Source organism: Halomonas sp. THAF5a, assembly GCF_009363755.1.
In the GTDB taxonomy this organism is placed as follows: Bacteria; Pseudomonadota; Gammaproteobacteria; order Pseudomonadales; family Halomonadaceae; genus Halomonas.
On the sequence record NZ_CP045417.1, the window covers coordinates 2,363,430 to 2,377,192 of the forward strand.

Annotated in this window: 14 protein-coding genes; all 14 read left to right on the forward strand. The window is 65.7% G+C overall.

Annotated elements, in window-relative coordinates:
• Nucleotides 1-15 precede the first annotated feature (15 nt).
• The 14 genes from FIU83_RS10645 to FIU83_RS10710 all read left to right on the forward strand — a co-directional run bounded on the left by FIU83_RS10645 (nt 16) and on the right by FIU83_RS10710 (nt 13,752).
• The gene (locus tag FIU83_RS10645) at nt 16-213 is read left to right on the forward strand and encodes a DUF2933 domain-containing protein (RefSeq protein WP_367642288.1); all 198 of its coding nucleotides are present in this window, start codon (nt 16-18) and stop codon (nt 211-213) included.
• Nucleotides 206-865, forward strand: coding sequence for an isoprenylcysteine carboxylmethyltransferase family protein (locus tag FIU83_RS10650; protein WP_152484033.1), 660 nt, complete (start codon nt 206-208; stop codon nt 863-865). The genes FIU83_RS10645 and FIU83_RS10650 overlap by 8 nt, the downstream gene beginning before the upstream one ends.
• 28 nt (nt 866-893) lie before the next feature.
• Nucleotides 894-2,084, forward strand: a complete 1,191-nt coding sequence (gene nhaA / locus FIU83_RS10655; RefSeq protein ID WP_152484034.1) for a Na+/H+ antiporter NhaA — start codon at nt 894-896, stop codon at nt 2,082-2,084.
• Complete coding sequence (gene petA / locus FIU83_RS10660) at nt 2,081-2,662, forward strand: ubiquinol-cytochrome c reductase iron-sulfur subunit (RefSeq protein WP_152484035.1); 582 nt, start codon at nt 2,081-2,083, stop codon at nt 2,660-2,662. Before nhaA ends, petA begins: the two co-directional genes overlap by 4 nt.
• 19 nt (nt 2,663-2,681) lie before the next feature.
• Nucleotides 2,682-4,475, forward strand: coding sequence for a DUF3141 domain-containing protein (locus FIU83_RS10665; protein WP_216645028.1), 1,794 nt, complete (start codon nt 2,682-2,684; stop codon nt 4,473-4,475).
• A gap of 66 nt (nt 4,476-4,541) precedes the next feature.
• Nucleotides 4,542-5,000, forward strand: coding sequence for an ATPase (locus FIU83_RS10670; protein WP_152484036.1), 459 nt, complete (start codon nt 4,542-4,544; stop codon nt 4,998-5,000).
• A gap of 52 nt (nt 5,001-5,052) precedes the next feature.
• Nucleotides 5,053-6,255 carry an acetate/propionate family kinase gene (locus FIU83_RS10675; protein ID WP_152484037.1) on the forward strand — a complete coding sequence of 401 codons (1,203 nt, stop codon included), beginning with the start codon at nt 5,053-5,055 and terminating at the stop codon, nt 6,253-6,255.
• Entirely contained in the window at nt 6,252-7,271 is a 1,020-nt protein-coding gene (locus FIU83_RS10680) for a bifunctional enoyl-CoA hydratase/phosphate acetyltransferase (protein WP_152484038.1), read from the forward strand. The genes FIU83_RS10675 and FIU83_RS10680 overlap by 4 nt, the downstream gene beginning before the upstream one ends.
• Entirely contained in the window at nt 7,271-9,025 is a 1,755-nt protein-coding gene (locus FIU83_RS10685) for an alpha/beta hydrolase (protein WP_152484039.1), read from the forward strand. Before FIU83_RS10680 ends, FIU83_RS10685 begins: the two co-directional genes overlap by 1 nt.
• A gap of 110 nt (nt 9,026-9,135) precedes the next feature.
• On the forward strand, nt 9,136-10,167 hold the full coding sequence (locus FIU83_RS10690) for a zinc-dependent alcohol dehydrogenase family protein (RefSeq protein ID WP_095622783.1): 1,032 nt from the start codon (nt 9,136-9,138) through the stop codon (nt 10,165-10,167).
• A 115-nt stretch (nt 10,168-10,282) separates the two neighbouring features.
• Entirely contained in the window at nt 10,283-10,474 is a 192-nt protein-coding gene (locus tag FIU83_RS10695) for a YHS domain-containing protein (protein ID WP_095622784.1), read from the forward strand.
• Between the two features lie 30 nt (nt 10,475-10,504).
• Nucleotides 10,505-11,680 (forward strand): NAD(P)/FAD-dependent oxidoreductase, encoded by a 1,176-nt coding sequence (locus tag FIU83_RS10700; RefSeq protein WP_095622785.1) that lies wholly within the window; start codon nt 10,505-10,507, stop codon nt 11,678-11,680.
• Nucleotides 11,681-11,722: 42 nt separating this feature from the next.
• A complete protein-coding gene (gene fabI, locus FIU83_RS10705; protein WP_095622786.1) occupies nt 11,723-12,505 on the forward strand; it encodes an enoyl-ACP reductase FabI in 783 nt (260 codons plus the stop codon).
• On the forward strand, nt 12,505-13,752 hold the full coding sequence (locus FIU83_RS10710; RefSeq protein WP_152484040.1) for an MFS transporter: 1,248 nt from the start codon (nt 12,505-12,507) through the stop codon (nt 13,750-13,752). Before fabI ends, FIU83_RS10710 begins: the two co-directional genes overlap by 1 nt.
• Nucleotides 13,753-13,763: the final 11 nt, after the last annotated feature.

The window sequence follows — 13,763 nt, forward strand, 5'->3', positions numbered from 1 at the left end:
GGCACCTTCTGGCTCATGGCAGCGCTCGCCCTGGCGGTGATGGGCTTCCTGCTCTGGGAGGAGCACAGGGTGCACCTGCTCGGCGCCCTGCCCTGGCTGATCCTGCTCGCCTGCCCGCTGATGCATGTGTTTATGCACGGCGGGCATGGAGGCCATGGTGGGCACGGCAGCCATAGCGGGCATGATGACCGCAAGGGAGCGCGCGATGAGTGATGACGTGCCCGCCTACGGCCTGTGGGGCCTGGTGCTGCTCAATTCGGCGATCTTCATCTTCTTCGCCTTCAGCTTCTTCAAGCCGCAGACGCGCCGGGATTGGCGCTCGCTCGGGGCCTTCAGCGCCTTCCTGGTGGCGTTGTTCACGGAGATGTACGGCTTCCCGCTGACCCTCTACTTCCTTTCCGGCTGGCTGCAGTCACGCTACCCGCAGGTGGACTGGTTCAGCCACGACGCGGGGCACCTGCTGGAGATGCTGTTCGGCTGGCAGGCCAACCCGCACTTCGGGCCGTTCCATCTGCTGAGCATGGTGTTCATCGTCGCCGGGTTCTGGCTTATCGCCGCCGGCTGGCGGTCGCTCTATGCCGCCCAGCAGCGAGGAGAGCTGGCCACCAACGGTCTCTATGCCCATGTCCGACATCCGCAGTACGCCGGCTTCGTGCTGGTGATGGCCGGTTTCCTGCTGCAGTGGCCCACCCTGCTGACGCTGGCGATGTTCCCGGTGCTGGTTTGGATGTACTCGCGCCTGGCGGTTCACGAAGAGCGCGAGGTAGCGCGCCAGTTCGGCGACGAATGGCAGACCTACGCGGCCCGCACGCCACGCTTCATTCCACGCCTGCGGGTGGCGGGTCCGAGTGGCTGGCGCCTGTAAGGACCATCTCCGGGAGATAACAACCACGATGACCACACTGGCACAGCAGGGGATCGAAGAGCGCACGGCAGGCCTGGTGACCGTCGGCGCCATGCTCGCGGCGTTGATACTCGCCAACTCGCCACTGCGAGACGTCTACCAGCTGGTGCACCACACTCCCGTGTCGGTGCAGGTCGGTACCCTGGGTATCGACAAGCCGTTGATCCTGTGGATCAACGACGGGCTGATGGTGTTCTTCTTCCTGCTGATGGGCGTCGAACTCAAGCGCGAGATGCTCGGTGGTCTGCTGGGCTCGGCCCGGCAGGTGGCGCTGCCGGCGATCGCAGCAGCCGGTGGCATGCTGCTGCCAGCGCTGGTCTACCTACTCGTCAACGGCACCGAAGGCATCGCCGCCCATGGCTGGGCCGTGCCCACCGCCACCGACATCGTGCTGGCACTGGCGGTATTGTCGTTGTTCGGCGAGCGCGTGCCACCCGCACTGCGCGTGTTTCTGATGGCCCTGGCGGTCTTCGACGACCTCGGCGCCATCGCCATCATCGCGCTGTTCTACACCGAGCGTCTCTCCGGGGAGGCGCTGTTGATTGCCGGTACGGCTCTTGCCGGCTTCGTCCTCCTCAACCGCTTCCGGGTCATGCGCGCCATGCCCTATGTGCTGCTGGGGCTGGTGCTGTGGGTGGCTGTACTCAAGTCCGGGGTCCACGCCACCCTGGCCGGCATCGCTATCGCCTTGGCCATCCCCGCCAGAACACGGGACGGCCGCGAGGAAGGCTCGCCCCTGGCTCGCACCTACCATGACCTGCGGCGCTGGGTCACCTTTGGGGTCGTCCCGGTATTCGCCTTCTTCAACGCCGGAATCGTGATACGAGCAGCAGGCGACGGCTTCGGCGACGTCTTCCTCGGGGTGGCCCTCGGCCTCTTGCTGGGCAAGCAGTTGGGCGTCTTCTCCCTTGCCTGGCTGGCGATCCGGCTGCGCCTCGCGCGGCTTCCCGCGGGTGTGGGGTGGTGCCATCTGTACGGGGTGGCCGTGCTGGCTGGCATCGGTTTCACCATGAGCCTGTTCATCGCCGGGCTCGCCTTCGATACGCCAGCGGCCCTGACCTCGGCCCGCCAGGGCGTGTTGGCCGCCTCGGCCATGGCGGCACTGATCGGTGGTGCGGTACTGGCGGCAACGCTGCCCCACTCGGCAGCCCCGCAATCCGAGTCCGGGAGGCAAACATGAAACGCAGACGCTTTCTCGTCGGTGCGACGGTGGTGGCCGGCGGTGTCGGCGCGGCATTCACGGCGGTGCCGTTCATTGCCTCCTGGCAGCCCAGTGCGCGCGCCAGGGCCGCCGGCGCCCCCGTCGAGGTCGATGTCGACAAGCTGGAGCCGGGTCAGCAGTTGACCGTGGAATGGCGCGGCAAGCCCGTCTGGGTCTTGCGCCGCACCCCAGCGATCCTCGAGCGCCTGGCGACACTGACCGACTCCGACCGGCTCCGCGATCCCCTCGCCGAGGTGGAATCACAGCAGCCGGCCTATATCACCGGGCCCCTGCGCTCGCTCGAGGAGGAGTATCTGGTGGTCGTCGCGATCTGTACCCACCTCGGCTGCGTGCCCCTGTTTCGGCCGGAGCCGGGCTCGGTCACCGACGACTGGCTGGGCGGCTACTTCTGCCCCTGCCACGGTTCCAAGTTCGACTTCGCCGGACGGGTCTTCAAGGCGGTGCCGGCGCCGATCAATCTGGAGGTTCCGCCCTATCGCTTCCTGTCGGAGTCCCTGATCGAGATCGGCGTCGACCCTGAGCCCACGACATCCTGACACCGAGAGGTAATCCACCATGACCGCCAAGACATCGACCACCAAGCCACCCACGGCGCGTAAAGCCCCGCGCAAGCGCCAACCCACCGCCCCACCCGAGATGGCCGCCCCGATGACCGTACCCGAGCCCGAAGAGGGCCTCCTCCCGAGCCACCCGGCCACGGAACTGCTCGCCTACCAGACCGACCTGTGGCGGCGCGGCGTGCGCTACCTGGACACCCTGCGTGAGCGCGCCGACAACATGCTCGAGCATGAGCAGGCGGGCAAGCCACCACTGCTCGACTTCGACTACGAGATGATCCTCGATGGTCGGCAACTGGCGCGGCCCGCCAACTACGCCCTGCTGCGCATCACCCGGGTCGGCGACGACTGCCTGGAGGACTGCCTCGACGAGGCCAAGCCGCCGGTGATGATCGTCGACCCGCGTGCCGGTCATGGCCCGGGCATCGGCGGTTTCAAACAAGACTCCGAAGTGGGCATGGCGCTCCACGAGGGCCACCCAGTCTACTTCGTGATCTTCTTCCCCGAGCCCATGCCCGGGCAGACGCTGGAGGACGTGCTGCACGTCCTGCGCCGCTTCGTCGAGACGCTGGCCGAGCGCCACCCCGGCCAGCCGCCGGTGCTCTACGGTAACTGCCAGGCGGGCTGGGCCATCGCGCTGCTCTCCGCCGACTGCGAGGGTCTGGTCGGGCCGGCGGTGCTGAACGGCTCGCCGCTCTCCTACTGGTCCGGCGAATCCGGCGTCAATCCCATGCGCCTCGCCGGCGGCCTGCTGGGCGGTGCCTGGCTGACGCACCTGATGGCCGACCTGGGAGACGGGCGCTTCGACGGTGCGAACCTCGCCACCAACTTCGAAGCCCTCAAGCCGGCGAATACCCTGTGGCAGAAGGACTATCAGCTGTTCGCCGACATCGACGGCCAGCGCGAACGCTTCCTCGAGTTCGAGCGCTGGTGGACGGGCTTCTATAGCCTGAGCAAAGAGGAGATCGTTGCCATCGTCGAGAACTTCTTCGTCGGCAACAAGCTGGAGCGTGGCGAGCTCGAGGTCTGCCCCGGCTGTAGCGTCGACCTCAAGCGCATCCGCAACCCCCTGGTGATCTTCGCCTCCGGCGGCGACAACATCACCCCGCCCCATCAGGCGCTCAACTGGATCCCCGCGGTCTATCCCGATACCGCGGCACTCAAGGCCGCCGACCAGCGCATCGTCTACCTGCTCAATCCCCACGTCGGGCATCTGGGCATCTTCGTCTCCTCCAAGGTGGCGCGCCTCGAGCACCGAGCGATCCTCGAGAGCGTCGGCAATTTGAATGACCTGGCCCCTGGCCTCTACGAGATGCGCATCGACAACCCCACCGGCGACCCCGACTGTCACAAGCCCCAGTTCCGGGTGCGCTTCGAGGAGCGCCGCGTGGAAGACCTGGACTATCCCGACCAGGCCCCGGCGTTCGAAGGGGTGCGAGCGCTCTCCGAGCACAATGTGGCCCTCTACGAGACCTTCATCGGGCCCTGGGTGCGGCTGTATACCACCCCCTGGTCCGCCGAGGCGCTGCGACAACTGCATCCGGCGCGGACCAGCCGGCTGATGTTCTCGGAACGCTTCTCCCCCTGGATGACCGGGGTGAAGTGGCTGGCCGAGATGGTGGAGACCGCGCCGGCGCCGATCGATAGTGACACCCCCTATCGGCAATGGGAGACGCTGGTGAGCGACTCTATCGCCTCGACGCTGGAGCTTGCGGGGACGACCCGAGACAGCATGTACGAGATGGGGTTTCACAGCCTCTACGGCGGGGGATGGTGGAGCGAGAACGAGTGACCCAGTCGAAGCCAACCCGGTTTACAGCCAATACCTATAGAGCAACCCAGTAATGGAGAGCAATAAATGAAGATCGAGACCTTTCATGACCTGATCGACTGGACTCGCCAGCTGCATGCCCAGTTGGCCGAATGCTTCAGGCACTGTGCCACCCAGCAGGAGGAGGCACGGGCCAAATCGCTTCTGGAGTATCTCGCCGATCACGAAGCGGTCCTGGAGCATACAGTGGCCAGCTTCGAGAAGCAGGCCGACCCCAAGGCCCTAAACACCTGGGTTTACGACTATCTGTCGCATGCGCCCATCAAACCCCATCAGGCGTGCAATTTGCCCTATGCCGAGATGGGCTTCGAAGACATCAGCCGGGAAGTCTTCTCGCTGCACGATCAGGTCATCGCACTATACCGCTACCTGGAAGGACGCGCCGACATCCCCGAGGCTCGGGATCTCGTTCGCGAGCTCTTGAAGCTAGAGGAACACGAGGCAATGCGTCTGTCCCAACAGATCAACCGAGCCCGAGACCTGTAGCCGGGCGCTGAACAGGGATCACCTTTCGCCCCCGGAGAAGGAAGACTCGACTATGCCAAACCGTCGATCGGCCATTCTGGTGGTCAACTGCGGGTCATCCAGCCTGAAGTTCGCCGTATTCATTCTGACGGAAGGGCTCGCACGGCTGGTATGGGGAGCGGCCAGTGGGATCGGCACGTCACAAGGCCGGCTCCAGATGTCGAGTGCACAGGGAACGGTTGACGACCACCCCGCGCGAATGGCTGATCATGCCACCGCCATCGAGAAGGTCGAAACCCTTCTTCAACAGCAGACAAGCCGACTGGACCTCGTCGGCATCGGGCACCGGGTGGTCCATGGTGGCCCCGATTGCGACTGCCCTCAACGGATCGATGCCTCCCTGCTGGACCGACTTCACGCTCTGGTGCCACTGGCTCCGCTGCACCTGCCACACAACCTGGCCGGGATCAGCGCCATGCGCACGCAATTCCCCGACGTGCCCCAACTCGCCTGCTTCGACACGGCGTTCCACCACGGCCTGCCCGCGGTTGCCCGGCATACCGGGTTGCCACGGGAATACGAGGCCGGGGGTGTACGCCGCTACGGCTTTCACGGGCTCTCCTACGAGTTCATCGTCGACGACCTGAGGCGGCGCCATGGCCCGGAGGCGTTACGTGAGCGCCTGATCGTGGCGCACCTGGGCAACGGCGCCTCCCTGGCGGCAATCCGGGACGGGTGCAGCATCGAGACGACGATGGGCTTCAGTGCCTTGGGCGGCATGCCCATGGGCACCCGCAGCGGGGATCTGGACCCCGGTATCCTGCTCTACCTGGCGAGTCACGACGGACTCGACGTCGCGGCGTTGGAAGCCCTGCTCTATCGACGCTCGGGGTTGCTGGGGCTTTCGGGGGTGAGTGCCGACATGCGGGAACTCCTGACGCACCGCGAGGATACGCCGGAGGCTGCGCAGGCCGTCGATTTCTTCTGCCATCGTGCCCGCCACTTCATCGGTGCCCTGAGCGCCGCGCTCGGCGGGCTGGACCGACTGATCTTCACCGGCGGCATCGGGGCGAACTCACCGGCGATCCGGGCACAGATCTGCGCGGGAATGGGGTATCTCGGCGTCACACTGGAGGAAGGACGCAACCGCACGCCCGGGCCGGTGATTTCCGCCGCCGAGGGCCCGGTCCGGGTTGAGGCCGTGGCGACCGATGAAGAGTGGATGATCGCCCGGCACGTGCAGCACACATTAACCAACACCCAGGAGGTGACATGACACAGACGGCAACGCCAGTGGCCCTTGAGACGCTCGATGACCTGATTCAGCGGGCCGGTGGCGGTGACCCGATCCGCGTCGCCGTGGTCAACGCGGCCCAGGCCGCGGTGCTGGAGACGCTTCGCGAGGCGGCGAGGCGACGCATCGCCGAGCCGGTGCTCATCGGCCGCCCCGCCAAGGTCGTCGAGGCCGCCGCGGCGATCGGGTGGGACCTCGATCCACAAGCGATGATCGAGGCCGAATCGGATGTGGAGGCCGCCCGCATCGGGGTGGAACTCGTGCAGGCCGGACGCGCGGAGGCGCTGATGAAGGGCCACCTCCACACCGATACTTTCATGCATGCCTTACTGGGCAATGGCCTACGACAGCCCGGACGTCGCGTCAGCCACATTTTTCTGGTGGACGTGCCCGACTGCCCACGCCTGCTGGCTGTGACCGATGCGGCCGTGAACATCGCCCCCGACCTCGACGCCAAGGCGCAGATTCTCCAGAACGCCATCGAGCTGATGCACATGATCGGGCTCGAACGGCCACGCGCCGCGGTCATTTCCGCCGTGGAAACGGTGAATCCGGCTATCGTCTCCACCCTGGATGCGGCCTGCCTGACGTTGATGGCCCGCCGCGGCCAGATCGCCGGCGCCGAGGTCGACGGGCCGCTGGCCTTCGACAACGCCATCTCGGAACGCGCGGCCCACGAAAAGGGCATAGACTCCCCGGTGGCGGGGAAAGCCGACATCCTGCTCATGCCGGATCTGGTGTCCGGCAACGTGTTGGCCAAGAACCTCGAGTACCATGCCGGCGCCACGGCGGCCGGGGTGGTCATGGGGCTGACGGTACCGGTGGTACTGAGTTCCCGGGCCGACCCTCCCGAGGCACGCCTGGCCGGACTGGCCGTGGCGGCGCTGATGTACCGTGCGGGGATCCGCCTGCCCGTGCCCTCTCCTACCGAAGCGGAACCCACCTTCTGCTGTTCCCCGCAACCCGAGTCGGCCTGCCGCCCCATGGAGGTGCGCTGATGGACACCACGACCCGAACCAACATCGACGGGCCGGCAGCGAGCCCACCGGCGACGTCGACCGATCAGCGCCTGCACGCCATGGCGAGCCTCTTCACGGGTGGGCTGTCGCCGACCGCCGTCCAGCAGGCCTGGTGGGACTGGGCGCAACACCTGCTGCTGTCACCGGACAAGCAGACGGAACTCGTCGGCAAGGCCCTGTGCAAGTGGCAACGTTTCGGCAGCTACTGCGAGCGCGCCGGCCAGGCGCCGTGTGAGCCCTGCATCGAGCCGCTGCCCCAGGACAAACGCTTTCGCGACGAGGCCTGGCAGCGCTGGCCCTTCAACATGCTCTATCAGGGCTTCCTGCTGCAGCAGCAGTGGTGGCATGTGGCCACCACCGGCGTACCGGGCGTCTCGCGCCACCATGAGGCGATGGTGAATTTCGGCGCGCGGCAGATGCTCGACATCTGGTCGCCGTCAAACTTCCTCGCCACCAACCCCGAACTGCAGGAGCAGACGCGGCGCGAGGGTGGCGCCAACCTGGCCCGCGGCGCCAGTAATCTGCTGGAGGACTGGCGCCGCCGGCAGGCCGGCGAGGGGCCTGTGGGCGTCGAAGCATACCGGGTCGGCCGAGACGTGGCGGTGACGCCGGGCAAGGTGGTCTACCGCAACCGGCTCATCGAGCTGATCCAGTACGCGCCCGCCACCCAGGAGGTCCATGTCGAGCCGGTGCTGATCGTGCCGGCCTGGATCATGAAGTACTACATCCTGGACCTCTCCCCGGAAAACTCCCTGGTTCGCTACCTGGTGGCGCAGGGCCATACGGTGTTCGTCGTGTCCTGGAAGAACCCGGGCAGCGAGGAGCGGGACCTGGGCATGGCCGACTACCGGCGGCTGGGGGTCATGGCGGCCCTCGACGCGGTCACGGCCATCTGCCCGCAGCAGCGTGTCCACGGCGTGGGCTATTGCCTGGGCGGGACGCTGCTGTCGATTGCCGCGGCCGCCATGGGCCGGGACGGTGACACTCGCCTGGCCAGCCTGACGCTGCTCGCCGCGCAGACCGACTTCAGCGAGGCCGGTGAGCTGATGCTGTTCATCGACGAGGATCAGGTGCGTTTCCTCGAGGACCTCATGGCCGTCAGGGGCTATCTGGACACCCGGCAGATGGCCGGCGCCTTCCAGCTGCTGCGTTCCCAGGACCTGATCTGGTCGAGGATGGTGCGCAGTTATCTCGCCGGCGAACGTCCGCCCATGTTCGACCTGATGGCCTGGAACGCCGACGGCACCCGCATGCCGGCGCGCATGCACAGCGAGTACCTCCGGTGGCTGTTCCTCGACAACGACCTCGCCGGTGGGCGCTACCGGGTGGACGGACGGCCCGTATCGCTGACCGACATCGAGATTCCCGTGTTCGCCGTCAGCACGCTCAAGGATCATGTCGCCCCCTGGCGCTCCGTCTACAAGGTCCAGTGGCTGACGCCGGCGGACGTCACCTTCGTGCTCTCCAGCGGCGGGCACAACGCCGGCATCGTCAACCCGCCCGGTGATTCCCGCCGCTTCCACCAGATCTCGACCATCCAGGCTGAGGACCCCTTCATGGATCCGGATGGCTGGCAGGCCACTGCCGCGCATCATGACGGCTCCTGGTGGCCCTGCTGGCAGGGCTGGCTGGAAGGTCACAGTACCCAGCGCATACCCGCTCGGGAGCCGGGGGTGACCAGAGGCTATCCGGCGCTGGACGAAGCGCCAGGACGTTATGTACTGGAGAAATGAGCCCGTCCTGCGGGCCTGGTAGATGAAGCGGTGCAACTGTAACCGCAAATTGAGCCATATACGTAGCTCGCCATGAGCTGCCGATCTGTGACACTTAAGGAGGTAACATCATGAAAGCACTCGTCTATCATGGTCCTGGCCAGCGTCGCTGGGAGGAAAAGCCGCGCCCGAGCATCACCAAGCCGACGGACGCGGTGGTACGCATTACTCATACCACCATCTGCGGCACCGACTTGCACATCCTCAAGGGCGACGTACCCGCCGTGGAGGATGGTCGTATCCTCGGCCACGAGGGTGTCGGCGTCGTCGAGGAAATCGGCGACGGCGTGAGCAACATCCAGATCGGCGACGAGGTGCTGATTTCCTGCATCACCTCCTGCGGCCGCTGCGACTATTGCAAGCGCGGTCTCTATGCCCACTGCCGCGACGGCGGCTGGATTCTCGGTCACCTGATCGACGGCACCCAGGCCGAGTACGTGCGTATACCGCACGCGGACAACAGCCTGCACCGATTGCCGAAGGACATGGACCGCGCCGCGGCGGTGATGCTTAGCGACATTCTGCCTACCGGCCATGAGATCGGCGCCTTGAACGGCGAGGTAGGGCTCGGCGACACGGTGGCCATTGTCGGCGCGGGGCCCATCGGCCTGGCGGCCCTGATGACCTCGCGCTTCTATTCTCCCGCCCGGATTATCATGATCGACCCCGACGAGAACCGCCTGGCCATGGCCAAGCAGCTCGGCGCCTCCGACACCATCGCACGAGATCCGCTCGACGCTATCGACGAGCTAACCGGTGGCGAAGGCGTAGACGTCGCCATGGAAGCAGTGGGGATCCCCGAGACCTTCGATATCTGCCAGCGCATCGTGCGCCCGGGGGGGCATATCGCCAACATCGGCGTGCACGGCAAGAGCGTCGAGTTCCGCCTGCAGGACCTCTGGATCAAGAATGTCACGGTGCGTACCGGCTTGGTGAACACCGACACGACCCCGGTGCTAATGCGCATCGTCGAGGCCGGTGGCGTCGAGCCCGCGGGCTTGGTGACCCACCGCTTCAAGCTCTACGACATCGAGAAGGCCTACGACGTGTTTTCCCAGGCGGCGAAGGAGCAGGCCATCAAGATGCTATTGACCGCCGAGTGACCAAGCGGGGACGACTTTTCAATGGCCACATCCTGGAGCTGGATGGGCGGCTGCGTATTCAGCTGGGGGCGCAACCCGCATGCGCCGTCCTGAATAATGAAAAGGGGAAACAGCGATGAAACGCGAACGAGTGGAACGGAAGTCTTTCCTGGATCCGGTATGTGGCATGACGATCAGCTTCAAGACCGCCGCCACGGGGAGTGAATACCGGGGGCAGCGCTATTACTTCTGCTCAGAGACGTGCCGCGAACAGTTCGAGACGGATCCCGAACGGTACGTTGGTGCGCACCACCAGCTGAATGACTGAGCCGTGGGTGAACGTAGAGGCCCTTCATCCATGACCCAGAACTCGGCCGTCTGCGCTGGCCCCGCGCGGGGCGATACCGTGACCGTAATCGGCGCCGGCCCCGCCGGGTTGGCCTGCGCCATCGTCCTGGCGCGCGCGGGAAAGCACGTGATCGTGCACGAGCGTCGCCGTCGTGTTGGTGCCCGCTTCCATGGCGATTTCCAAGGGCTGGAGAACTGGAGTGACGACATCGATGTGCTCGATGAGCTCGCAAGCACAGGGATCCGGTCCAGCTTCGAGCATCACGCCATCTCGCAAGTGACGGCCTTCGACGGCTGGGGCGGCCGCCACGAAATTCGCTCTAACCAGCCCCTGTACTACCTGGTCCGCCGGGGATCGGAAACGGGCACCCTGGATCACGCCCTGCTTGAGCAGGCCAAGGCCTGTGGTGTGGAGGTGAGGCTGTCGTCCCCCGTCAAGAACACACACGGCTCCACCGTAGAGGCCAAGGGACCAATGTTCGCCAACGTCATGGCGGTGGGCTACCTGTTCGAGACCGCCATGCCGGACGGCCAGTGGGCCTGCTTCAGCGACCACCTGGCGCCAGGCGGCTATGCCTACCTGCTGGTGCAGGGCGGACAGGGTACCGTCGCCACCTGTCTGTTCAGGGAGTTCACGCGCAATAACAAGTGCCTGACACGCACGATCGCATTCTTTACCGAGCAGGCCGGGCTGGACATGCGCAAGGCGCGTCCCTTCGGTGGCGTCGGTAACTATGGACCGCCCTGCCGGGGCGAGCACGAGGGGCGTCTGCTGGTGGGCGAGCAGGCGGGCTTTCAGGATGCGCTGGCGGGCTTTGGCATGCGTTACGCCCTGCGCTCGGGCGTTTTGGCCGCGCACAGCCTGCTGGAGGGTCGCGATTACGAATCGCTATGGCAGCGCTCGCTGCTGCCGGCGATCCGCCAGGGCATCAGCAACCGGCTGCTGTACACCAAGGCCGGAGACCGCGGGCGGCGGGCCATGTTTCGCCGAATGGCCAGGCGCGATGCGCGCCCAATGCTCGCCAAGCTTTACCACCCAAGCCTGCTGGGTCGGATCCTGTACCCGTTCGCGAGGCGTCAGGCGCGCATCCCTCAGCACGATCCCGACTGCTGCGACACCACCTGTACCTGCCTGCGCTGCCTGTGCCAGCGCCACGTCAGCTCGGGGACACTCGCAGCGCGCTAGAAGACCTTGGGCATGGGAAACCTAACGTAATGGAGGACGAGCATGGAACACCTCGACTTGAAAGACCGCAAGGGCCTGGTGGTGGGCATCGCCAACGAAGACAGTCTAGCCTGGTCAGCTGCCCGGCACTTCCGTAATGCCGGTGCGGAACTGGCGATCACCTATCTCAACGACAAGGCACGTCCCCATGTCGAGCCGCTGGCCCGGAAAGTGGACGCCGGACTGTTTCTCCCCTGTGACGTGACGGTGCCGGGGCAGCTGGAGGCAGTGTTCGAGGAGATCCGTCAGCGCTGGGGGCGACTGGATTTCTTCCTGCATGCCATCGCCTGGGCCCGCAAGGAGGATCTGCACGGGCGACTCACGGACTGCTCGGCCGAGGGCTTCTCCGAATCGATGGCCATTTCCTGCCACTCGCTGATTCGCATGGCCCAATTGGCCGAGCCGTTGATGGACCGGGGCGGCAGTCTCATGACGCTGAGCTACTTCGGCGCCGAGAAGGTCGTCGACCACTACAACGTCATGGGCCCCGTCAAGGCCGCACTGGAGGCCTCGGTACGCTACCTGGCCCATGAGCTTGGCCCTCGCAACATCCGCGTCAACGCCATCTCTGCAGGAGCGGTGGCAACCCGGGCTGCCTCCGGCATCGAGCATTTCGACGAGCTACTCAACGAGACCGTCAAGCGGGCACCGCTGCGCCGCACCGTGGACGCCGATGAGGTGGGTCGCACCGCGCTGGTGCTGGCCAGCGACTATGCCACCGGCATTACCGGCGAGGTGCTCCACGTCGATGCCGGCTTTCATATCGCCGGCATGGTCTTTCACTGATGGCGGGGGTCCTCAGCAAATCAGGAGCCGGCTTCACGGCTCTGCTCGCCGCCACCTTAGTCGTCTTCCTCGGCTACGGTACGGTGCTGCCGATTCTGCCGCTGTTCCTCGACCGGGTGCTGGCAGTGACTACCCCCGGGGACGTATCGCTGCACACCGGGCTGCTGACGGGGGTGTATACGCTGGCCTTGTTCGGCTTTGCCCCACTATGGGGAAGTCTCTCCGACCGCCTGGGCCGTCGGCCCGTCCTGCTATGGGGGCTGGCAGGGTTTGCACTGGCCATGCTGGGCTTCAGCCTGACTCGAAACCTGCCACTCGCCTATGGGGTACGGGCCCTTGCCGGCGCCTTTGCGGCGGCGGTGATCCCGGTGGCGTTGGCGCAGGCGGCCGAGTGTGACGACCCAACGCGCCGTGCACGGCGTTTTGCCTGGCTCAGTGCCGCCGCCACCTTGGGCTTCTTGTCCGGCCCCATGCTTAGCGGCTGGCTCGCCAGCATTCCCATGGTGATGCCTCAATCCGACATGGTCCTCGGCGAGCCAGTGGCATGGCCCTTCGTGGTCACGGCGGGATTTGCTGGTGCAGTGTGGCTGTTGATCTACCATCACGTCCGCGAACAGCCGGCTCACCGCCCGCCTTCCGACACGCATGCCTCCGAGCCGGACTCGACTCGAGCAATCGGTGGCTTCCTGACGCTGACGCTGCTGGCGATGCTCGGCCTGGGGGCCTTTGAGGTGGGGCTCAGCCTGCAGGCGAGGCAGTCTATTGGTCTCGACCCCTTCAGGGTCGGGTTGCTGTTCACGGAGTGCAGCCTGGTGATGCTGGCGGCGCAACTTCTGTGGTCGGCATACCCACCGAAACGCCTCTCTCCCAGCCATCTGATCGGCGGGTCCTTCCTGTTGATGGCCGTAGGCATTCTTGGCCTCCCGTATGCTTCGAACTTCTGGGGGGCATTCGTCGTGGTCGGGCTACTTGGCGCGGGATCAGGGCTGCTGGTTCCGCTACTGGCCTATCAGGTCTCCCTGGCCAGCGGGCCGGCACAGGGTGCGGCGCTGGGCAAGCAGACCGCCTTGGCCAGCCTTGGGCAAGCCGTGGGGTCTGCGGGCGCCGGATTGCTGTTCGCTGGCAGCGCGCTCGGCACCTACTGGGGGCTTGCGATCGTGCTTTTCGTTACCGCCATCCTCACATTCTTTGTTCACTATCATCCTCGAGTGATAGCACTGGTTAAACACGCACCGCGTCAGAATTAATGACAGTATTT

Coding starts and splice junctions, on each gene's coding strand:
- FIU83_RS10645 (WP_367642288.1), top strand. CDS start 16: ATGGCAGCGCTCGCCCTGGCGGTGATGGGCTTCCTGCTCTGGGAGGAG.
- FIU83_RS10650 (WP_152484033.1), top strand. CDS start 206: ATGAGTGATGACGTGCCCGCCTACGGCCTGTGGGGCCTGGTGCTGCTC.
- nhaA (WP_152484034.1), top strand. CDS start 894: ATGACCACACTGGCACAGCAGGGGATCGAAGAGCGCACGGCAGGCCTG.
- petA (WP_152484035.1), top strand. CDS start 2,081: ATGAAACGCAGACGCTTTCTCGTCGGTGCGACGGTGGTGGCCGGCGGT.
- FIU83_RS10665 (WP_216645028.1), top strand. CDS start 2,682: ATGACCGCCAAGACATCGACCACCAAGCCACCCACGGCGCGTAAAGCC.
- FIU83_RS10670 (WP_152484036.1), top strand. CDS start 4,542: ATGAAGATCGAGACCTTTCATGACCTGATCGACTGGACTCGCCAGCTG.
- FIU83_RS10675 (WP_152484037.1), top strand. CDS start 5,053: ATGCCAAACCGTCGATCGGCCATTCTGGTGGTCAACTGCGGGTCATCC.
- FIU83_RS10680 (WP_152484038.1), top strand. CDS start 6,252: ATGACACAGACGGCAACGCCAGTGGCCCTTGAGACGCTCGATGACCTG.
- FIU83_RS10685 (WP_152484039.1), top strand. CDS start 7,271: ATGGACACCACGACCCGAACCAACATCGACGGGCCGGCAGCGAGCCCA.
- FIU83_RS10690 (WP_095622783.1), top strand. CDS start 9,136: ATGAAAGCACTCGTCTATCATGGTCCTGGCCAGCGTCGCTGGGAGGAA.
- FIU83_RS10695 (WP_095622784.1), top strand. CDS start 10,283: ATGAAACGCGAACGAGTGGAACGGAAGTCTTTCCTGGATCCGGTATGT.
- FIU83_RS10700 (WP_095622785.1), top strand. CDS start 10,505: ATGACCCAGAACTCGGCCGTCTGCGCTGGCCCCGCGCGGGGCGATACC.
- fabI (WP_095622786.1), top strand. CDS start 11,723: ATGGAACACCTCGACTTGAAAGACCGCAAGGGCCTGGTGGTGGGCATC.
- FIU83_RS10710 (WP_152484040.1), top strand. CDS start 12,505: ATGGCGGGGGTCCTCAGCAAATCAGGAGCCGGCTTCACGGCTCTGCTC.